Source organism: Duganella phyllosphaerae (assembly GCF_001758785.1).
GTDB lineage: Bacteria > Pseudomonadota > Gammaproteobacteria > Burkholderiales > Burkholderiaceae_D > Rugamonas > Rugamonas phyllosphaerae.
On record NZ_LROM01000049.1, the window covers coordinates 23,418 to 43,579 of the forward strand.

General features: G+C 65.1%; 20 protein-coding genes. 11 read left to right on the forward strand and 9 right to left on the reverse strand.

Features of this window, described 5'->3' with window-relative positions:
* The first annotated feature begins 56 nt into the window (after positions 1 to 56).
* Positions 57 to 1,355, forward strand: coding sequence for a DUF945 family protein (locus tag DUPY_RS03890; protein WP_070246531.1), 1,299 nt, complete (start codon positions 57 to 59; stop codon positions 1,353 to 1,355).
* 16 nt (positions 1,356 to 1,371) lie between these two features.
* Positions 1,372 to 1,947: a GNAT family N-acetyltransferase gene (locus DUPY_RS03895; RefSeq protein ID WP_070246532.1), complete on the forward strand. Its 576-nt coding sequence runs from the start codon at positions 1,372 to 1,374 to the stop codon at positions 1,945 to 1,947.
* Here DUPY_RS03895 and DUPY_RS03900 read toward each other — a convergent pair.
* Positions 1,903 to 3,003, reverse strand: coding sequence for an aldo/keto reductase (locus DUPY_RS03900; RefSeq protein ID WP_070246533.1), 1,101 nt, complete (start codon positions 3,001 to 3,003; stop codon positions 1,903 to 1,905). The genes DUPY_RS03895 and DUPY_RS03900 overlap by 45 nt on opposite strands.
* Positions 3,004 to 3,090: 87 nt before the next feature.
* On the opposite strand from DUPY_RS03900, the gene DUPY_RS03905 reads away from it, so the two are divergent.
* Positions 3,091 to 3,711 (forward strand): TetR/AcrR family transcriptional regulator, encoded by a 621-nt coding sequence (locus tag DUPY_RS03905; protein ID WP_070246534.1) that lies wholly within the window; start codon positions 3,091 to 3,093, stop codon positions 3,709 to 3,711.
* On the opposite strand, the gene DUPY_RS03910 is transcribed toward DUPY_RS03905, so the two are convergent.
* From DUPY_RS03910 to DUPY_RS03945, 8 genes are all read right to left on the reverse strand, one after another.
* Positions 3,708 to 4,601: an NAD-dependent epimerase/dehydratase family protein gene (locus tag DUPY_RS03910; protein ID WP_070246535.1), complete on the reverse strand. Its 894-nt coding sequence runs from the start codon at positions 4,599 to 4,601 to the stop codon at positions 3,708 to 3,710. The genes DUPY_RS03905 and DUPY_RS03910 overlap by 4 nt on opposite strands.
* Before the next feature lie 106 nt (positions 4,602 to 4,707).
* The gene (locus DUPY_RS03915) at positions 4,708 to 5,469 is read right to left on the reverse strand and encodes a GDSL-type esterase/lipase family protein (protein WP_084640529.1); all 762 of its coding nucleotides are present in this window, start codon (positions 5,467 to 5,469) and stop codon (positions 4,708 to 4,710) included.
* The gene (locus tag DUPY_RS03920; protein ID WP_070246536.1) at positions 5,466 to 6,755 is read right to left on the reverse strand and encodes an MFS transporter; all 1,290 of its coding nucleotides are present in this window, start codon (positions 6,753 to 6,755) and stop codon (positions 5,466 to 5,468) included. Before DUPY_RS03920 ends, DUPY_RS03915 begins: the two co-directional genes overlap by 4 nt.
* A 41-nt stretch (positions 6,756 to 6,796) precedes the next feature.
* Positions 6,797 to 7,783 carry a sugar kinase gene (locus DUPY_RS03925; RefSeq protein ID WP_070246537.1) on the reverse strand — a complete coding sequence of 329 codons (987 nt, stop codon included), beginning with the start codon at positions 7,781 to 7,783 and terminating at the stop codon, positions 6,797 to 6,799.
* Positions 7,776 to 9,779 carry a DUF4962 domain-containing protein gene (locus DUPY_RS03930; RefSeq protein WP_070246538.1) on the reverse strand — a complete coding sequence of 668 codons (2,004 nt, stop codon included), beginning with the start codon at positions 9,777 to 9,779 and terminating at the stop codon, positions 7,776 to 7,778. The genes DUPY_RS03925 and DUPY_RS03930 overlap by 8 nt, the downstream gene beginning before the upstream one ends.
* Positions 9,780 to 9,799: 20 nt before the next feature.
* Positions 9,800 to 10,573 carry an SDR family NAD(P)-dependent oxidoreductase gene (locus DUPY_RS03935; protein WP_070246539.1) on the reverse strand — a complete coding sequence of 258 codons (774 nt, stop codon included), beginning with the start codon at positions 10,571 to 10,573 and terminating at the stop codon, positions 9,800 to 9,802.
* A gap of 26 nt (positions 10,574 to 10,599) precedes the next feature.
* Positions 10,600 to 11,637 (reverse strand): LacI family DNA-binding transcriptional regulator, encoded by a 1,038-nt coding sequence (locus DUPY_RS03940; RefSeq protein WP_070246540.1) that lies wholly within the window; start codon positions 11,635 to 11,637, stop codon positions 10,600 to 10,602.
* Between the two features lie 24 nt (positions 11,638 to 11,661).
* Positions 11,662 to 14,073 carry a TonB-dependent receptor gene (locus tag DUPY_RS03945; RefSeq protein ID WP_084640530.1) on the reverse strand — a complete coding sequence of 804 codons (2,412 nt, stop codon included), beginning with the start codon at positions 14,071 to 14,073 and terminating at the stop codon, positions 11,662 to 11,664.
* Between the two features lie 286 nt (positions 14,074 to 14,359).
* Here DUPY_RS03945 and DUPY_RS03950 point away from each other — a divergent pair, with 286 nt between their 5' ends.
* The 8 genes from DUPY_RS03950 to DUPY_RS03985 form a co-directional block, all read left to right on the forward strand.
* Positions 14,360 to 15,253, forward strand: a complete 894-nt coding sequence (locus DUPY_RS03950) for an urease accessory protein UreD (RefSeq protein WP_070246541.1) — start codon at positions 14,360 to 14,362, stop codon at positions 15,251 to 15,253.
* 28 nt (positions 15,254 to 15,281) lie between these two features.
* On the forward strand, positions 15,282 to 15,584 hold the full coding sequence (locus DUPY_RS03955; RefSeq protein ID WP_070246542.1) for an urease subunit gamma: 303 nt from the start codon (positions 15,282 to 15,284) through the stop codon (positions 15,582 to 15,584).
* 14 nt (positions 15,585 to 15,598) lie between these two features.
* Positions 15,599 to 15,925, forward strand: a complete 327-nt coding sequence (locus tag DUPY_RS03960; protein ID WP_070246543.1) for an urease subunit beta — start codon at positions 15,599 to 15,601, stop codon at positions 15,923 to 15,925.
* 11 nt (positions 15,926 to 15,936) lie between these two features.
* Positions 15,937 to 17,643, forward strand: a complete 1,707-nt coding sequence (gene ureC / locus DUPY_RS03965) for an urease subunit alpha (protein WP_070246544.1) — start codon at positions 15,937 to 15,939, stop codon at positions 17,641 to 17,643.
* Positions 17,644 to 17,663: 20 nt separating this feature from the next.
* The gene (gene ureE / locus DUPY_RS03970) at positions 17,664 to 18,173 is read left to right on the forward strand and encodes an urease accessory protein UreE (protein WP_070246545.1); all 510 of its coding nucleotides are present in this window, start codon (positions 17,664 to 17,666) and stop codon (positions 18,171 to 18,173) included.
* Between the two features lie 160 nt (positions 18,174 to 18,333).
* Positions 18,334 to 19,014: an urease accessory protein UreF gene (locus tag DUPY_RS03975; protein WP_070246546.1), complete on the forward strand. Its 681-nt coding sequence runs from the start codon at positions 18,334 to 18,336 to the stop codon at positions 19,012 to 19,014.
* 24 nt (positions 19,015 to 19,038) lie between these two features.
* The gene (gene ureG / locus DUPY_RS03980) at positions 19,039 to 19,686 is read left to right on the forward strand and encodes an urease accessory protein UreG (RefSeq protein WP_070246547.1); all 648 of its coding nucleotides are present in this window, start codon (positions 19,039 to 19,041) and stop codon (positions 19,684 to 19,686) included.
* Positions 19,683 to 20,162 (forward strand): HupE/UreJ family protein (locus tag DUPY_RS03985; RefSeq protein ID WP_070246548.1); only part of this gene is annotated, 480 nt, incomplete at its 3' end. The genes ureG and DUPY_RS03985, both read left to right, overlap by 4 nt.

The following is a 20,162-nucleotide window of genomic DNA, read 5'->3' on the forward strand; positions in this document are numbered from 1 at the left end:
GTAATATTGTTCTTTTGGGCAAACTTATTTCATCCGTCTTTTGATAGGCATTCTCCGTGTATAAAAAATCCCTCGCGCTCGCCACGTCCACCCTGGTCTTGAGTCTCGCCGCCCATGCGCAACCGCCGGCCCCGGCGCCGGCTGCAGCCAATGTGCCAACGCCCGAGATCATCCAGGTCACCACTGCGGCCGCCAAAGAACTGGGCCTGCTCGATGCCAGAGAACCGAACATCAACAAGCGCATCGCCGCGTACGACAAGTTTTCATTCTCGCCCGAGCTGCGGCCGCGCCTGAAGGCGGTTTTCGGCACCGACAAGCCGTTCGCGCCGCAGCGCCTGCCAGACAGCGGTGGCCGCCAGCACTACCAGAGCATCCTCAAGGCTGGCGGCCACGCGGAAGCGCAGGCGTACGCCGCCTGGAGCGATGTCATCCTCAAGACCAATACCAGCCCGGCCGGCAACCAGATGGATTACACGGGCGAGGCGGCCTCGCTGACGTTTGGCGTGGTGACACGTGCGCAAGTGTCCGATCTGCGTTTCGCGGGCCGACAGTCGCGCGCCAGCGATGGCCTGTGGTACGGCGCCATGAACATGAGCGTGGCCAGCATCGCCGTCAAGGGCGCCGGCGGTCCGTTACTGGTCGAGGACTTGCGGCTCAAGACCGAAGTGCAGCGGCGCGGCAAAAATGTCGATCTCGCGTACGGCCTGTCGATGCGCTCGGCCGGCGTGGGTGAACACAAGATCGAACGTCTCAACATTGCCACGCGGGTACTGGGCATGGACGGCCAGGTGGTGGCCGACTTCACCCGGTTCGCCAGTTCGCCGCAGTTGCAGCAGCTGGCGCCCGAGGCGCAAATGCAGGTCATGCTGAGGAAGTTCAAGGAACTTGGCCGGGCACTGCTCAGGGGCGGCGTTACCGTCGTCATCGACGACATCAGCGCCGCCTGGCGTGGCCAGGTCGCCTCGCTCAAGGGCCGCGTCGGCTTTGCCAAGTCCACCGACGCGGAGCTCGATTCGATGCCGGCCTTGCTGAACAAGCTGCTGGTGCGCCTGGAAGTGCGGGTGCCGGTGGCGGCCTTCAGCGAATATGCGGGCATGATGGCTGCCCAGGCCATCAAAACCGAGGCCGGCAAAGACCGCCCACTCACGCCGGAGCAGCTGGCGACCATCGAGAAGCAGATGTCTGGCAAGATCATCGGCAATATCCGCCAGTCCGGTTACGCGGTGGTGGGCAAGGACGAAGTGAGCACTGTCATCGAGTTTAAAAACGGCGTGCTGACCTTGAATGGCAAGGGCCCTACCATGTTGGGCATGAAAGATGGCAAGCTGGCCTTGCCGCCCCAAGCGACCAAATAACCGGCAAGGACCAGCAATGACCGCACCCCACTTGGTTTTCCCCGGCCTGGTATTGCGGCCGTTCGCCGACACCGATGCCGACGCCTTTGCCGCCGCCGTGGTGGAATCGGTAGCATCGGTGTCGCCGTGGATGGGGTGGTGCACCAGCGACTACACCGCCGCCGATGCGCTGGAATGGTTTGCCATGTGCCGCGCTGGCCAGGCGGCGGGCACCGCCTTCGAGTTCGGCATCTTCGACCAGCAGTCGGGCGACTTCCTGGGCGGCGCTGGCCTCAACGACATCCGCATGTTGCACAGGTTCTGCAATCTCGGCTACTGGGTGCGGCAATCGCGCCAAGGGCAGGGCGTGGCCTCGCGCTGCGTGCAGGCGCTGGCCGCGCACGCATTCGGCGCGCTGGATTTGCACCGGGTGGAGATCGTGGTCGCCGTCGGCAACGCGGCCAGCCTGGCGGTGGCGGCGAAGTCGGGCGCGCTGGACGAGCGCATAGCGCGCAACCGGCTGTGCATCGATGGCCGGGCGGTGGATGCGCACGTGTTTTCGCTGATCTCAGCGCACGGTGCAGCCCCCGAATACCGCGTGCTGCCGCACTGACGGCGTAAACAGGCTGTAGAGCATCTTCATCTCCGGCGCGCTCACCGCATCGAGCGCGGCCCTGTGCTCGTCAGACAGGCGGACGTCGAGCGCGGCGATATTGTCGGCAACTTGCGCAGCGCTGCTCACACCCATCAACGTCGATGCAACACCCGCACGGCCGGTAATCCACCCCAGTGCGATGCTGGTCTGGCTCAATCCCGTCTCGGCCGAAATCCTTTGGAGCGTCGCCAGGATGCTCCAGTTCTTCTCGGTAAACAAGGTGTCGCCAAACGGATTGGCGCCGTCGAGCCGTTTGTCTCCGGGGGAGCGCTGCTCGCCGTCCCGCGCGGCATCGCGGGGCAAGCCGGCGCTGCGCGGGCCGCTGCGCTCCACCGTGGCGCGGTCGTATTTTCCGGTCAGCAAACCGAAGGCCAACGGGCTCCATGGCACGATACCCATGCCAAATTCCGCCGCCAGCGGTACGAATTCATCTTCGATATCGCGATTGGCCAGCGAATAAAAGTATTGCAGGGCAATGGGGCCGGGCAGCCCGCGCACCGACGCCAGGGTTGCCAGTTTGGCCACGTACCAGGCCGGGGTATTGGAGACGCCCCAGTAGCGGATCTTCCCGGTCCGGACCAGCGCGGACATGGTTTCGAGCAATTCCTCTGCCGGCGTGACAGCATCCCAGACGTGGATCCAGTACAGGTCGATGCAGTCGGTTTGCAGGCGGCGCAGCGAACCTTCCAGTGCGGCGCGAACATGCTTGGCGCCGTTGCCGCCCGCGTGCGGCCCCTGGCCGTCGGCAAAGCCCGACTTGGTGGCCAGCACGATGCTGTCGCGTAAGCCCCGTTCGGCGATAAAGGCGCCGAGCATTTCTTCGCTGCGCCCGCTGCCGTAGACGTCGGCGGTGTCGACAAAATTGCCGCCTGCAGCGACGTAGGCATCGAACACTGCGCGCGAGGCGTCGGTATCCGACCCCCAGCGCGCAGTGCCGAAGGTCATGGTGCCGAGGCAGAACGGGCTGACCGCCAGTCCCGAGCGTCCCAGCGTGCGATAGTCAGTGAGCGACATGTCTTTACTTTCCGAGTGATTGATAGGAAAATACTACCCGACATCAGCAGCCTATACAATCAATTTCCTATCGATCACTAGAAATAAATGACTGACACCACACGCAAAAAGGGCCGGCCGCTGTCGTTCGACCGCAACGCAGCGCTGCGCAAGGCCATGCTGCTGTTCTGGGAACATGGCTACGAGGCGACGTCGCTGAACGACCTCACGACTGCGCTGGACGTCAAACCGTCGAGTATTTACTCCGCCTTCGGCGACAAGAAGGGATTGTTTTTCGATGCCATCGGCCTGTACCTGTCAGGGCCCGTGAAGGCGGACACCATCATCGCGCAGGCCCCATCGGCGCACGCGGCGGCCAGCGAGTTGCTGCGGGTTTCGGCCATCGGCTTTACCGGCGCCACTACGCCTGCCGGGTGCTTGCTGGCCAGTTCCGCCATCAGCTGCTCGCACGCTGCGCGCGAGGTACGGCAGGCGCTGGGCGCGATCCGGGGCGCCATCGAGGAGCGTTTGCGGTTGAAGATCGTGCAGTCGATCGAAGACCGGCAGCTACCGCACGAAACCGACGCCGCTGCGCTGGCCGCGCTGACCATGGCCGTGATCCAGGGCATGTCCACGCTGGCGCGCGATGGGGCGCCGCGCGAGAAGCTGCTGCTGGTGGCAGAGGTAGCAATGCTCGGCTGGCCCAAGCCAGCTGCGGTTGCGGCTTAGCGCAGCATATCGCGGGCAATCCAGTCCAGTACCGACGGCCCGTGCGGCTGCCATCCGAGCACCTCGCGCGCCTTCTTGCCGCGCACGCGGCTGTTGGAGCCCAGGCCGTACGACGCCATCTCGTAGCCCCATTCTTCTTTCGCTTGTTCCAGCGGCCAGTCCTGCGGCGCACCAAGGCCCAGCGCCCTGGCCATTGCCGCGGTCATGTCGCGAAACGCCGCTTCGCCGCTTTCGACGAAATAAAACGCGCCTGCCGGGCTCTTTTCCAGCGCCAGCAAGTACAGGTCCACCACGTCGTCGATGTGGACGTTGGACCAGATGTTCAGGCCCGGACCGACGTGGCGCACGATGCCGCTCTTGTTGGCCTGCTTGAGCAGGCGTGGCAGCTGCACGCTGTCGCGCGGCAGGGCGCCGTGGCCGTAGATCAGGGTGTTGCACAGCACTGCCGAACGGACGCCCTGACCGGCGGCGGCCAGCACCAGCTTGTCGATGGCCACGCGCGCGGCCTTGTCGGCGGTCGGTTCCGGCAGCTGGTCTTCGTGGTAGATCTTGTCGGTGCCCAGGCCGCCCGAGGCGTCGCCGACGATGCTCGAGCCGCTGGTGTGCAGGAATGGTTTGCCCGAACCGGCCAGGCCTTCGATGATCGCTTCGACCGCCGCGCGGTTGTCGCTGCTGGCGGCGTTGACAACTGCGTCGGCGGCCTGGCTTTGCGCCACCAGCAGGGCGTGGTCATCGAGCGTGCCGACGATGCCGGCTACGCCGATCTTTGCCACTTCCGCCACCTGGTCCGGGCTGCGCACCAGGCCAACCACCTGGTGGCCAGCCTTGACCAGCCCCGCTGCGATCGAACCGCCGATAAAACCTGCCGCGCCTGTAACGAATACTTTCATGCCGTGCTCCCGTTCAATGAGGTGAAGCACCAAGTATGGGAGCGATCATCACGGACACCAAGGCACGCGCGGGCAAAGCTGTTTTGACGGCGGCGCAAGAATGCCGTTACGGCGCGGTCATCATCTGCTCCAGCAGCGGCTGCATCGCATCGGCCCACAGCTGGTAGCCGGCGGCGTTGGGATGCAGCTGGTCGGGCATCACCGCGTCCGGAATCTTGCCGTCCTGGTCGAGGAACACGCCGGTGATATCGAGGAAGCGCACCGTCTTGCCGTCGTCCAGCTGCGCCAGTTCCTTGTTGACGGCGCGGATGGTGTCCATGCGCTTTGCCGCTTCGGCCACAAAGGCCGGCGTCACCGGGCCGCCAAAGCGGTCGCGCGGTCCGCGCGGGAACACGCCCAGCAGCAGCACCTTGGTGCCCGGCAGCCTGGCGCGCACCATGTCGACGATCTTGCGGTTGGCTGCCGCGATATCGGCCGCGCTGTAATCGAGGCTGTTGTTGGTGCCGATCATGAGCACCGTGACCTTGGGCGCGATGCCATCGAGCTCGCCGTGCTCGATGCGCCAGATCACGTGCTGGGTGCGGTCGCCGCCGATGCCGAAGTTGGCCGGCTGGTACTTGCCGTAGTATTTATCCCAGATCTCCGGCGCCTTGCGCCAGTTGTCGGTGATCGAGTCACCGAGGAACAGCAGGCCCACCGGCCCGCTTTTGGCGCGCGCCAGGTTGATCTCGTGCTTCTTGAGGAACTTGCCGTCGTCCTTCTTGGGCGAGGCAATGGAGGCGCTTTCGTGCGGATTGGTTTGCGCAAACGCCGGGTTGGCCAGCAGGGCCGCCGCGAGCAGCAGGGTACGGAAAATGGGTGACATCATGGAGTCTCCTTGACTTGGATGGCGTGAGGGCGCACCGGTTCCACTGCGCCGCCGAGCCAGATCGACAGGTACACCAGCGGCACCAGCGCGGCGCCGAGGACAAAGAACAGCGTGTAGTTGCCGCCGGCGGTGAGCACCGGCACCAGCTGCATGCAGCCGATCACGCCCAGCACGGCGGCCGTACCGCTGACACCGGCCAGCGAACCGACCGTGCGGCCCGAAAAGAAGTCGCTGGGCAGGGTCTGGATATTGGTGATCGCCGCCTGGAAGCCGAACAGGATCACGGCAATCGACAGCACGGCGGCCAGCGGCGTGGCTGCGATGGCAGTGAGCAGCAGGGCCGGGAACATCACGATCAGGCCGAGGGCGATGACGAATTTACGGGCGCGGTTGACCGACCAGCCGCGCGCCAGCAGGCGGCCGCAAAACCAGCCCCCGGCCAAGGCGCCGATGCCAGCGCCCACGTACGGCACCCAGCCGAACAGACCGATCTGCTTGACGTCGAAGCCGAATTTTTCGTTCAGGTACAGCGGCAGCCAGCCCACGAACAGCCACCATACGGGATCGATGAAAAAGCGTGCGGCGATCACGCCCCAGCTCTGGCGGTGGCGCAGCAGTTCGCCCATGGTTGGCACGTATTCGTCTGCGACCGCTTGCGTGGTCTTCTGGCCGCCGAGGATGTAAGCGCGTTCGTCGGCGGTAATCCATGGATGCGAGTCGGGGCCGGATTTATACACGATCAGCCACGGCACGATCCAGATGAAGCCGAGTGCGCCGATCAGGATGAACGTGGTTTTCCATCCCACGTACGCATACAGAAAGGCGACCAGCGGCGGCGCGATGATCGAGCCGACCGAGGCGCCCGCGCCGAAGATGCCCTGGCCCAGCGCCCGTTCGCGCACCGGAAACCATTCGGCAATCGCCTTGGTGGCGCCGGGCCAGTTGCCTGCCTCGCCCACGCCGAGCATGGCGCGGAACAGTTCGAACGACAGGGCGCTGCGGGCGACGAAGTGCAGGCCGATCGACACCGACCACACCACGATCGACAGCAGGAAGCCGATGCGGGTGCCGAGTGCGTCGAAAATTTTGCCGAACAGCGACTGGCCGATCGCGTAACCGATCAGGAATACCGTGATGATGTTGGCGTAGTCGCGCTTGTCCAGCCCCAGCTCGGCGGCGATGCCGGGCCACATGACCGCCAGCGCCGAGCGGTCGATGTAATTGATGATGGTGGCGGCGGCGACCAGTGTGATCACCAGCCAGCGCAGCCCTTTTTTGGTTGTCATGCCCTTGTCTCCTTATTGGTTTATTTACGGGCGATGGCGGCTCATGGCGCAGGCGGCGCCATGGCCTCGGCCAGCTGCTCGCGCGTGGGCAGGCCGTCGCAGTCGCCACGGAACTGCACCTGGCGCGCACCGATGGCGTTGCCGCGCGTGGCGGCGTCGCGCAGCGAAAGACCCTCGAGCAGGGCGCTCAACACGCCCACCGCGAAGCCGTCGCCGGCGCCCACCGTGTCCACCACCTTTGCCACCGGCTGGCCGGGTACCGTGCCCCGGTTGGCGCCGTCGGCGTAGTAGGCGCCGTCCGGCCCCAGCTTGACCACCACCTGGCGCGCGCCGCGCTCCAGGTAAAAGTCGGCGATGCCGGCGGCGTCAGCGCGGCCGGTGAGCAGCTTGCCCTCGGACAGGCCCGGCATCACCACGTCGCTAAGTCCCGCCAGTTCGTTGATGGTGTCGACCATCGCCGCTTCGGACGGCCACAGGCGCGGTCGCAGGTTGGGGTCGAACGTGACCAGGCGGCCAGCCGCGCGGGCCTGGCGCGCCATGGCGAACACCAGTTCGCGGCAGCCGTTCGACAGCGCCGGCGAGATGCCGGTCACGTGCAGCAGGCGCGCCTGGCGCCAAGGATCGGGCTCGCGCAGGTCGGCCGGTGACAGCCGGCTGGCGGCCGAGCCGCGCCGGAAGTATTCCACTTGCGGGTCGCTGCCGTCGTCGGTCATGGCCTTGAGCATGAAGCCGGTGGGGTAGTCGTGGTCGATGCGCACGTGGCTGCGGTCGATGCCTTCGGCGTCCATGAAGGCAAGCAGGTTGGCGCCCAGGCTGTCATTGCCCAGCGCGGACAGGTAGCCCACGCGAAAGCCGAGCCGCGACAGGCCGACCGACACATTGAGTTCGGCGCCGGCGGTGGCGCGTTCGAAATCGCGCACGTCAGCCAACGGTTTTGCTTCGCGGGCGATGAACAGGGCCATCGCCTCGCCTACGGTGACTACATCGGGCTTATGTTCGTCCTTGCGTTCATCCTTGCGTTCATCCATTAACAGGCCTCATGGTGGTGATGATTGACGTTTCGCGCGCAGCTGGCATCGAGATGCGCAGCACGGAGCCGCGCTCCTCGCGCGGGCCCTTGTCCACGTTGCCCGGCGGGCCGGCAGCGGTCACCACGCCTTTTTCGACGACTGCCCTGGCGCCGGCGGTCTTGATGTCCACTTGCAACGCGGCAGGTTTGCCGGCTACAAGATAACGCTGCTGGCCTCTGGATGCAATCGTCGTGTCGCCGTGCACCTGCGCGGTGAGCACCACCGGGCGCGATGCGCGCAGGCGGTCGGTCGTGGTCCAGGCGCCCGCTTCGTACGTGAAGCGGCGTTCCAGCTTGTCCACGCCCAGCTCCTGCCGGAACGCGCCGGTGAGGTCGGCGACGATTTCGGCGCGGTCGGACGCCAGGTTGACGGTGGTGAGGCGGATCGTGTCGAGCCGCGCATACGGGTAGTCGGCAAACGCATCGTGGCCATGGCCTTCGTTGGCCTGGCCCTGGCCGTCGATCAGCACCGTGTTGCTGAGGTTGCTGCGCGGAATGCCGGCGTATCCCATCGGGCCCGATAAATAGGTGCCGTTGGCGTACAGGATAAAGCTGCCGGCGTCCGGGTGCGAGTGGCCCATCGACAGGTGCCAGTCGGGCAGCTTGTCGAACAAGGTGGCTGCGTGGTGACCCTCGGGCGGGCCGGCGCGGAAGGCGAACGCGGTGGCCTTGTCGGTCCAGTCGCTGCGCCAGTACACGGTGCCCAGGTCGTCGAAGTGGTGGTGCGGCGCCAGCGCGGTGATCGGTGCGGGCGTAATCGACGCGTCGCGCCATTGCAGGGTCCAGAAGTCTTCCGCACAGACATGGCCCAGGGACTTCATCCAGTCCGCCACGCCCTGCGCTTCGGCGCTCTTGAAGCGCGCAGCGAGGCGGTAGATCAGGTTGTAGTTGGAATGCAGCTTGCCGTTCGGGTGGGTGCGCGCCGCCTCGTCGCCGTGGCGCGAGCGCGTGAGCGGTCCCTCGAAGGCATCGCCGAAGTCGAAGATGTCCTGGCCGTTGGGCGTGAGTGAATGGGCCATGTACAGGTGGGCTTTTTGCAGCGCCGGGTGGTCGTACAGGTCGTCGCCGGCCGCGTGGGCAAAGGCGTCGAGCGCGTGGATAATCCACGGCATCGAGAACACCCAGTATTCCACGCCTTCGTAGAAATAGCCGTCGGGCGAGGCCACGTCCAGTACGCGCGAGAAGATCGCCCGCGACTGCGCGGCCCAGGTGGCAGCTTCCGGCACTTCGTCCCAGATCGCGTACGCGGCAATGGCCAGGCCGGCGATCGGGATGAAGCAGTGGTTCTGGCTGTACGAAAAGGTCTTGCCCGGCTTGGGCGCGAAGTGTGCAGCGAGCAGGCGCGCCTGGTGCGCCAGCTTGTCGCGGTAGCGTTTGCGCTCGTCTTCGGTCAGCACGTCGAACAGCAGATCGTAACCCATGCCCAGGCCATAGAGCAGGTGGCCGGCGGCCAGGTCCACGTTCGGCTTGCTGTAGGTGTAGCCCCAGACCGGGTAGCTGACCGCCGCTTCCATGTACTTGCGGGCAGCGGCCAGGTAACGCTCGTCGCCCTCGATGCGGTACGCCATGGCGGCGCCGGCGATGCCGATGGCCACCGTGTTCTGGGCGCGGCGCTTTTGCGCAGGCGAGGGCGCCGGGTCCTGCTTCATCGCTACCAGGCCGGCCAGGGCCTGCTGCCATTCGGCTTTATGGGTGGTAGTGGCCCGTTGTTTGAGGTCGGCCAGGCCGGCGCTGGTGATGAATACGCGTGGATGCACGCCGCGCAGTTCGGCGCGCAGCGGCGCCGGCTTGGCCTGCATCAGCGCCTGCAGCGGGTGCGGGCCGCCCTTGGCCTTGCCCTGCTTAGGGCCCAGCGCTTCGCGCGCATCCTGCGCCATCAGCTTGCCCGACGAAAGCACGGGCAAAGCAAGGGCTGCGGCGCCCAGAAAACGGCGTCGTGTGATCGATGGATTCATGGGGGTTCCTGGTTAGTCGCTTAGTAGAGGGCGAGGCCGCCGTTGACCTGGATGATTTCGCCGGCCAGGAAGGCGGCGCGTTCCGACGCCAGGAACACCACCACGTTGGCGACGTCTGCCGGCTGGCCTTCGCGCTTGGCCGGCGTGCGCTCGGCGATCGCCAGGCGGTTGGCGGGCGTATTGAAGGTATCGTGGAAGCGGGTGGCGATCAGGCCCGGCGCCACGCCGTTGACGCGGATGCCCAGCGGACCCACTTCCTTGGCCAGCGCGCGGGTGAACGTGGCCACCGCTGCCTTCGATGCCGCGTAGTGCGACGAACCGGGGCCGCCGCCGTCGAAGGCGGCCAGCGACGACATGGTGACGATGGTGCCGCGGCCGCGCGGCTCCATGCGCTTGAGCGCGGCCTGGCAGATCAAGAAGGTGCTGGTGAGGTTGAGGTTCATCGACTCGTTCCACAACGACAGCGGCATGTCGACCACGCGGCAGCGCTGGATCAGGCCACCGATGTTGGCGAACAGGGTGTCGATCTCGCCGATGGAGTGCTCCGCCTGGGCAAATACCTGTTCGGCCACGTCGGCATCGGCAACGTCGGCGCGGATGGCGTGGGCCTGGCGTCCCAGGGTGCGGATTTGCGTGACCACCTGCTCGGCTTCTTCGGCGCTGCTCCAGTAGGTGAGGACCACGTCGGCGCCGGCGGCGGCCAGTGCCAGCGACGTGGCCTTGCCGATGCCCGAGGCGCCGCCCATGACGAGGGCTTTTTTGCCGGTGAGTTCAGTGCTTTGCTTGAGTTCCATGTTTGTCTCCGTATAGATATGCAAGGTCAGGATTGCGGTGGTGTGGCGGTGGATGAACGGACGATCAGCTCGGGCGCGAACAGCGCGCCGTCAGCGGGTTCGTCCGGCGTCAGGATGCGTTGCAGCGCGGCGTCGGCCATGGCCTGGATCGGCTGGCGCAGCGTGGTCAATGGCGGATCGTGTGCGGCGCAGAAGAAAATATCGTCGATGCCGATCAGCGAGATATCGGCCGGAATGCGCCGTCCCAGTTGTTTCAGGCCCACGCCCACGCCGATGGCCATCATGTCATTGATCGCAATCGCCGCCGTGGGCCGCGCCGACGACGTGACGATGCGCGACGCCGCGCTGCGGCCAAGTTCGAACAGCCGGGTGTCGCCGTGCAGGTCGGTGGGACCGTCGGTGGCGTCGGCAATGATCAGCTCACCGACGATGCCGGCGGCGGCGGCCGCCTGCTGGAAGCCGCGGATACGCTCCTGGCGGTTCAGCGTGTACGGCGGCGGCGTCACCAGCGCGATGGCGCGGTGGCCCAGCATGGCCAGGTGTTCCACCGCCAGCGTGGTGGCGGCGGCGTTGTCCATCGAGACGGTGGCGATGCGCTGGTCCGAATCCTGGTCGCGCTTGATGTCGAAGGCGACCACCGGGCAGCGCGAGGTGACCGCCGCCAGGTGCTCGGTATCGCTCAGCGCCGAGCCGGTGATGATGCCCTTGACGCCATACGCCAGCAGGTCGGCCATCACGCCGCGTTCGCGTTCGGGATCGCGGAAGGTGCTGAAGGTCATCACGTGGCAGTGGTGGCGGGCGGCGGCCGCCTCCACGGCGCACGCCAGCGCACCGAAGAACTGGTTGGCCAGCGACGGCACCAGCAGGCCGACCATCGAGGCCACGCCGGTTTTGAGCTGGCGCGCGGCGTTGTTGGGCCGGTAGCCCAGCTGCTCGATCGCCTGCTGGATCTTGGCCTGCGTGTCCGGCCGCATCTGGCCCATGCGGTTGTTGAGGAAATTCGAGATGCTGGACGGGGAAACCCCCGCCAGGCGCGCGACATCCTGAATTTTTGGTTCGCTCATGGTGTCCTTGAGTTGAGCGGCTGGTCAGAAATTGACGTCCAGCCGGGCGGTGTAATAGCGGAATGCGTCGCGCGCAGGCTGCCAGCCATACGAGCGTATATCGGGGCCCGACGTCTGCTTGAAGTTCAGGAAGCTGCCGCCGTTGCCCACCGAGTAGTGGTGGTCGAACAGGTTCTTGATACCGACCGACAGCTTGTATTTTCCACTGCGGCCGGCGATCGAGGCGCCCAGGTCAACGATAGCATGGCCGGGCCGTTTCAGGCTCGGGTCCTGGCTGATCGCGCCCTGCACCTTGGACTGCGCGCGCACGTTGGCGTTGATCGCGGTCTTGAAGCTTTTGATCGGCAGCGTGTATTCGCCGCCCACATTGGTTTTCCACTTGGGCGAGTTGGGCATCAGGCCGCCGCTGGCGTCACGCAGGAAAGCGCCCGGCACCAGTTCGTTGGGCACGGTGCAATCCTTGGCGCCGCTGTAGCAGGGGCCCTGGCGCCAGTTCACTACCGTGGCGCGGGTAAAGGCGAGGTTGGCCGACAGCAGGAAGTCGCGCGTGAGCAGGGCCGAGGCGTCGGCCTCGAAACCCTGGGTCTGGATCTTCGGAATGCTGTACAACACGCTGGCCTGGCTGCCGTCCGAGAAGCGCTCGGTGGCCGACGTCTGGTAGTCGCGGAAGCGGGTCTTGAATACGGCCAGGTTGAGCGTGGCGCGGTTGTTCCACAGGTTGGCCTTGAAGCCGGCTTCGTAGCTGGTGGCTTCCTCGGGCGCCAGCGGCAGGCGCTTGAAGACGTTGACGTTGTTGGCGCCGCTGGTCATGTCGTAAGCGACGCCCTTGGTGCCGGTGGAGGCGGTGCCGTACACCATGGTGTTGGGCGTGAGCTTGTAGCCGTAACCGAGTTTGCCGGTCACGTAGTTTTCGTGGTGCTTGGGCGCGTTGTAGTAGTTCTCGCCGGTGTGCACATTGTTCGGCGCCGACGACAGCAGGCTGTCGATGGTGTGGAACATGTAGTCGTTCGACTCGCGCGTGAGACGCACGCCGCCGGTGAGCGTATGTTTGGGCACGAAGTCCCAGCTGCCGTTGAAATACAGCGCGCGGTTGAGCACCGACGACGAGGTCTCGTAGTTGGTCCAGCTGGTCTCCTTGACGAACGGATTGCCGCGCCGGTAGGTGCGGTCGATGCTGGTGCGGGCGATCCACAGGCCGGCCAGGTAGCGGAAGGCGCCGCTGTCCGGCGACGTCAGGCGAAACTCCTGGCTGGTCATCTTGGTGTCCATGGTGCCGTTGATCTCGGGCGACTCGTTGATGCCCGACGGTTTGCCGAAGTGATCGAGCTGGTAGAAAGTGGATACCAGGTCGATATTGTCGTTGTCGCGGAAGTCGTTGGACTTGTTGTTGTCCACCGACGTGATCGAGGTGAGCGCATGGCCGGCCATCGGTGAGCTGTCCGGGAACAGGTAGTTCACCCGCACGCCGATGCCGCGATCGGTCGCTTCCAGCCCGGTGGGCGAGTCGTTGCGGATGGTGGTGTTGAACTGCGAGACGTTAATGCCGCGCAGCACCTCGGTGTTCGACAGCGCCTTGTAGTTCTTGTTGTACAGGTAGCCGACGCCCGGGCCGATCGAATTGATCGCGGCGGTGTTCCCGGTGCGCAGCGTGTGGTCGTAGCGCGGCGCCAGCTGCACGTCGAGGTCCGGCGTGACCTGCCACTGCACCTTGGCGAAGAAGGTCTTGCCGCCGGAGCCGTTCTGCATGCTGTCGGTGGTGAGGTTGTAGAGCAGGCCCGGGAAATTGGTCTTGCTGGCGAACAGGCGCACGCCGACGGTATCGGACATGCGTCCGCTTACCGACGTCTGCACCCGGTACTCGTCGTCGCTGCTGCGAAACAGCGAGAGCTTGCCCTTCATCGGACCGGCGCCGATCGGTTTGGTGGTGATCACCACCGCGCCGGCAATCGCGCTCTTGCCGAACATGGTGCTCTGCGGGCCCTTGAGCACCTCGACCCGCGCCACGTCGGACTGGTCGCGGAAGGCCTGCTGCGCCTGGGCGTACGGCATGTCGTCGACGATCACGGCCACGTCGCCCTCGATGCCGATGTTGTTGGACGTGGTGCCGATGCCGCGCATATTGATGCTGTTGGTGCCCACCTGGGTGCCGGTGGAAATGGTCAGGGCAGGGGACAGGTTGACGATGTCGTCGAACTCGCGCACGTTGTTGCGCTCCAGCGCTTCGCCGGTGAGCACCGAGATCGATTGCGGCACGTCTTCGAGCTTTTCGATGCGGCGGTTGGCCGACACGACCACCTGTTCCAGCTGCGGCGCAGCAGCCTGGGCGGCCTCCTGGGCCTGAGTGATGGACGACAGTTGCAGCAGCGCCAGGGCGGCAGCCATGGGCTTCATGTTGGGATAGCGCGGCAGCTGGCTGCCGCAATGCGTTGTGACCATCGGTTGTCTCCGTTGTGGTTTTTATAAGTTCGCTCTGACTGCATCGATGCACCACAAAGACGATCCGTTCGGTCTGAGCCTTACTAAATCGATTTAGTGCAACGATTTAGTAAGGATATAGGAATCGATTTCGATGTCAATATTTATTTTTTAGCGTGAGAATTGCGCCACATTGGTGCGCACGCACTTTATTGGTGCGTGGCGTGTCTAAAACCGCTACGAATGTTTGTCGCTCGCTGGCACGCCGTTTGCATACGACACGACATTATTTGTCGATGAAACCCCCATGCCAGATTGCACCGCACCGAGCGAACGTCTCACCAGGCCAGCCAGCCAAGCCAGTGCCTGGCAGGCCAGCCTCACGCTCGGCTTTGCGGACGATGGCGGTACCACGCGCCTGTACAACAACCGCCACCACGGTCCGCTGCGCGTCCAGAAGGCCCTGTACCCGGAAGACGCAAAAGTCTGCCACGCCATCGTGGTCCATCCGCCGGGCGGGGTGGTGGGCGGCGACCAGCTGGCCATCGATATCGGCGTGGGCGACCGCGCGCACGCGTGCATCACCACGCCCGGCGCGGCGAAGTGGTACCAGGCCAACGGCAAGCGCTCACGCCAGACCGTGCACCTGCACGTCAACCAGGACGCGGCGCTCGAGTGGCTGCCGCAGGAGACCATCTTCTTCGACACCGCCGACGTGACCCTCGACCAGCACGTCGAGCTGGCGCTTGGCGCCACCTACATCGGCTGCGAGATCCTGTGCCTGGGCCGGCGCGGTTCGGGCGAGGTGTTCGAGACCGGCACCATCACCCAGCGCAGCAGCATCCGCCGCGAGGGCAAGCTGCTGTGGTGGGAGCAGGGCGCCATGCTCGGCGGGCAGCTCGATAGCCCGCTGGCGCTCGGTGGCCATACCGTGTGCGCCACGCTGATCGCGGCGGGCAAGGCGCTGCCGGCGGCGCAGATGAATCAACTGCTGGCCGACATCCGCGCCGACATCACGGCCGACGGTGCGGTCAACGGCGGGCATCGGTTCGGCGTTACCCATACCAGGGGCGTGCTGGTGGCGCGCCACCTGGGCGACGACAGCGAGACCGCGCGCCGCCTGATGCTGGCCGTGTGGCGCCGCGTGCGCCCGCAACTGCTCGATCGCGCAGCCATCACGCCGCGCATCTGGCAGACCTGAACAAGAATACGAATATGACTGGAAGCACATGGAACTGACACCAAGAGAAAAAGACAAGCTGCTGATCTTCACCGCCGGCATCGTGGCCGAACGGCGCCTCGCGCGCGGCCTGAAACTCAATTACCCGGAAGCGGTGGCGCTGATCACCTGCGCCATCATGGAAGGCGCGCGCGATGGCAAGACCGTGGCGCAGCTGATGTCCGAGGGGCAGACCATTTTGTCGCGCCAGGATGTCATGGAGGGCATCCCCGAGATGATCCCCGACATCCAGGTCGAAGCCACTTTCCCCGACGGCAGCAAGCTTGTCACCGTCCACAATCCCATACCCTGAACGAGGAGATCGCGATGATTCCCGGTGAATATCGACTCAAGGACGGCGAGATCGGTCTCAATGAAGGCCGCGAGACCGCCACCGTGGTGGTGACCAACCAGGGCGACCGTCCGGTGCAGATCGGCTCGCACTTCCACTTTTTCGAAGTGAACACGGAGCTCAAGTTCGAGCGCTGGAAGGCTTACGGCAAGCGCCTCAACATCGCCGCCGGCACCGCCGTCCGCTTCGAACCGGGCCAGCAGCGCACGGTGGAACTGGTGACGCTGTCGGGTGACATGGAAGTCTATGGCTTCAGCGGCAAAGTCATGGGAAAACTCGATCCAAATCCCCCTAAAAAATAAAAAAGGCAGACATGGCTACAATCTCGCGCCGCGCTTATTCGGAGATGTTCGGTCCCACCACTGGCGACCGTATCCGCCTGGCCGACACCGAACTGTTTATCGAAATCGAAAAAGACTACGCCATCTACGGCGAAGAAGTGAAATTTGGCGGCGGCAAGGTGATCCGCGATGGGATGGGCCAGTCGCAGCGCTGCCGCACCGACCCGCTGGTGATGGATACGGTGATTACCAACGCCGTCATCGTCGATCACTGGGGTATCGTCAAGGCCGACATCGGCCTGCGCGACGGCATGATCGCCGCCATCGGCAAGGCTGGCAACCCTGACATCCAGCCCGGCGTGGACATGATCATCGCGGCCGCCACCGAGATCATCGCCGGCGAAGGCAAGATCGTCACCGCCGGCGGCGTCGATACCCACATCCACTTCATCTGCCCGCAGCAGATCGAAGAAGCCCTGATGAGCGGCGTGACCACCATGATCGGCGGCGGCACCGGGCCCTCGGCCGGTACCTCGGCCACCACCTGCACGCCGGGTCCTTGGCATTTGCACTCGATGCTGCAGGCGGCCGACGCATTCCCGATGAACCTCGGCTTCCTCGGCAAGGGCAATGTGAGCTTGCCCGCGCCACTGGAGGAGCAGGTCCGGGCCGGCGCCATCGGCTTGAAACTGCACGAGGACTGGGGCAGCACCCCGGCCGCCATCGACAACTGCCTGACGGTAGCCGACGAGATGGACGTGCAGGTAGCGATTCACAGCGACACCCTCAACGAAGGCGGCTACCTGGCCGACACCATCGCCGCCTTCAAGGACCGCACCATCCACACCTTCCACACCGAAGGGGCGGGGGGCGGCCACGCGCCCGACATCATCGCGGCGGTGGGCGAATCGAACGTGCTGCCATCTTCCACCAATCCCACCCGGCCGTTCACCGTCAACACGCTCGACGAACACCTCGACATGCTGATGGTGTGCCACCACCTCGACCCGGCCATCGTGGAAGACGTGGCCTTTGCCGAATCGCGCATCCGCCGCGAGACCATCGCCGCCGAAGACATCCTGCACGACATCGGCGCCATCTCGATGATGTCGTCCGACTCGCAGGCCATGGGCCGGGTGGGCGAAGTAGTGCTGCGCACCTGGCAGACCGCGCACAAGATGAAAGTGCAGCGCGGCCCGCTGCCGCAGGACTCGTCCGACAACGACAACTTCCGCGTCAAGCGCTACGTCGCCAAGTACACGATCAACCCGGCCATCACCCACGGTATCGCGCATGCAGTGGGCTCGGTCGAAGTGGGCAAGATCGCCGACCTGGTGCTGTGGAAGCCGGCGTTCTTCGGCGTCAAGCCATCGACCATCATCAAGGGCGGCATGATCGCCGCCGCGCCGATGGGCGACCCGAACGCCTCGATCCCCACGCCGCAGCCGGTGCACTACCGGATGATGTTCGGCGCCTTTGGCGGCGGCCTGAAAAAGTCGTTTACGTTCGTCTCGCAGTCGGCCTACGACGACGGCATCGGCGAACGGCTCAAGCTCAATAAAACGCTGATCGTGGCGAAGAATATGCGCGCGCTGCGCAAGTCCGACATGATCCACAACGACCTGGCGCCAAAAATGGACGTCAACCCCGAAACCTACGAAGTGCGCGCCAATGGCGAACTGCTGGTCTGCGAAGCGGCCAGCGTGCTGCCGATGGCGCAGCGTTACTTCCTGTTCTAATCCTGTTCCAAGTAAGCGATATGTTCACTTTCCATACCAAGATTTCCCCGGCCGAAGCCGGCCCCATTGCAGCCCGGCTGGTGCTGCCGTACGAACTGCGCGAAAAATGCCGGCTGCGCGCCACGCTCGACAACGGTGAAGACGTGGCCGTGTTCACCACGCGCGGCACCGTGCTGCGCGACGGCGACCTGCTCACCGGCGAAGACCAGCGCGTGATCGCGGTGGTGGCGGCCTTTGAGCCGACCTACAAGGTCACCTGTGTGGATGCCCACACGCTGCTGCGCTGCGCCTTCCACCTCGGTAACCGCCACACCCAGGCGCAGGTGGGCGACGGCTTCCTGCGCATCCGGGCGGATGCAGTGCTGAAGGAGATGCTGGCGGGGCTGGGCGCTGCGGTGGTCGAAGAGATGGCCGCGTTCGAGCCGGAGTCGGGCGCCTATGGTGGCGGCCATGGACATCACCACGACAACCATCCGCTGGCGCCGATACCGGTGCGTCAAAAAATCCATCGCCCCGGTGATGCCAATTGACAGCCCCAAATCCGTCGTCCTGCATCAAAGGGAATCCAATTGACATGCGGACCGCAGATCCGTCATCCTCGCGAACGCGGGGATCCATGCTGAGCCGGAATGCACGTGGTCTATGGGGCCCCGCTTGCGCGAGGACGACGGATCTGAAGGCGGCCAAATAATGCAAGCATCAGCACTGCTCAACCTCCTGCAATTCGCCAGCCCCGCGCTACCGATCGGCGCCTACAGCTACTCGCAAGGCCTCGAAGCGGCGCTGGAAAACGGCACGGTCCACAACGCTCCTACCGCGCGTGCCTGGATTTTGCGGCACCTGCACGAAGTGGTGGCGCAGTGGGAGGCGCCGATTGCCTGGCGCCTGATGCAGGCATGGACCAACCGCGACTGGCAGGGCGTGGACGACTGGAGCGAGCGCTTCATCGCCTCGCGCGACAGCGCGGAGTTTCGCGCCGAAACCATCCAGATGGGCTACTCGCTAACCAAGCTGCTGGCCGAACTCGATATCCTCGACGCCGAAGCGAAAGCCCGCCTGCAGCGCGAGCCCGAAGTGGCGCTGCCAACGGCATTCGCGTGCGCCGTGGCGGCGCTGAAGATTCCGCACGACGCGGCGCTCCTGGCCATGCTGTTCGCGTGGGCCGAAAACCAGGTACTGGTGTGCGTCAAATCGGTGCCGCTGGGGCAGGTGGCGGGGCAGCGCATGCTGCTTTCCTTGCGGGAAGATATCGAGACGGCCGCCCGCTACGCGCAATCCGTGCAGGATGACGCCATGTGCAACTGGGCGCCCGGCCTGTCGCTGCTGTCGATGCAGCACGAGGTCCAATACAGCCGGCTTTACCGATCATAAATTTTAAAAAACGAGATAAACGATATGAGTCAAATCACCTCCAATCCCCTGCGCGTCGGCATCGGCGGCCCGGTCGGTTCCGGCAAAACGGCGCTGTGCGAAATGCTGTGCAAGGGCATGCGCGATCATTACGACATGGCGGTCATCACCAATGACATCTACACCAAGGAAGACATGGAGATCCTGTTGCGCGCCGACGCGCTGCCGGCCGAGCGCCTGATGGGCGTGGAGACGGGCGGCTGCCCTCATACTGCAATCCGCGAGGATGCGTCGATCAACCTGGAAGCGATCGCCCGCATGCAGGCCGATTTTCCCAACCTCGACCTGATCCTGGTGGAGTCGGGCGGCGACAACCTGGCCGCCACATTCAGCCCCGAACTGTCCGATCTGACCATTTACGTGATCGACGTGGCCGGCGGCGAAAAAATCCCGCGCAAGGGCGGCCCCGGCATCACCCGCTCCGACCTCCTGATCATCAACAAGACCGACCTGGCGCCGCACGTGGGCGCGGACCTGGACGTGATGGCGCGCGACGCCAGGCAACAGCGCGGCAGCCGGCCGTTCATCTTCACCAATTTGCGCAGCGGCGACGGCGTGACCGCCGTGATCGACTTTATCCGTGAACAGGGCCTGCTCGGCCAGACACCACACTTTGCCCAGGAGATCCAATGAAACGCACCGTCAAGATACTCGTTCCAGCGTTGACGCTGGCGCTGGCAAGCACCGCTGCCGTCGCCCATCCACAGGCCGGCGCGCACGCGCACGGCTTCCTCGATGGCTTTACGCATCCGTTTTCCGGCATCGACCACTTGCTGGCGATGCTGGCGGTCGGTGTCTGGAGCGCGCGCCAGTCGACTGCGCAGTGGCTGCCGCCGACGTTTGTCGGCATGGTGATGGCCGGTATGTTGGCTGGTGCGCTGGGCATGGCGCTGCCGGGCCTGGAACTGGGCATCGCGCTGACGGTGGCGGCGCTGGGGGCGCTGATCGCCCTTGCCGCGCGCTTGCCGGCTGCGGTGGGCGTGGCGATGGTGGGCGCGTTCGCTTTCCTGCACGGCAATGCGCACGGGCTGGAACTGCCGACTGTGCCGGCGGCATTTGGCTTGCTGGCAGCGAGCGCGCTGCTGGTCTACGGCGGGCGCCTGCTGGGT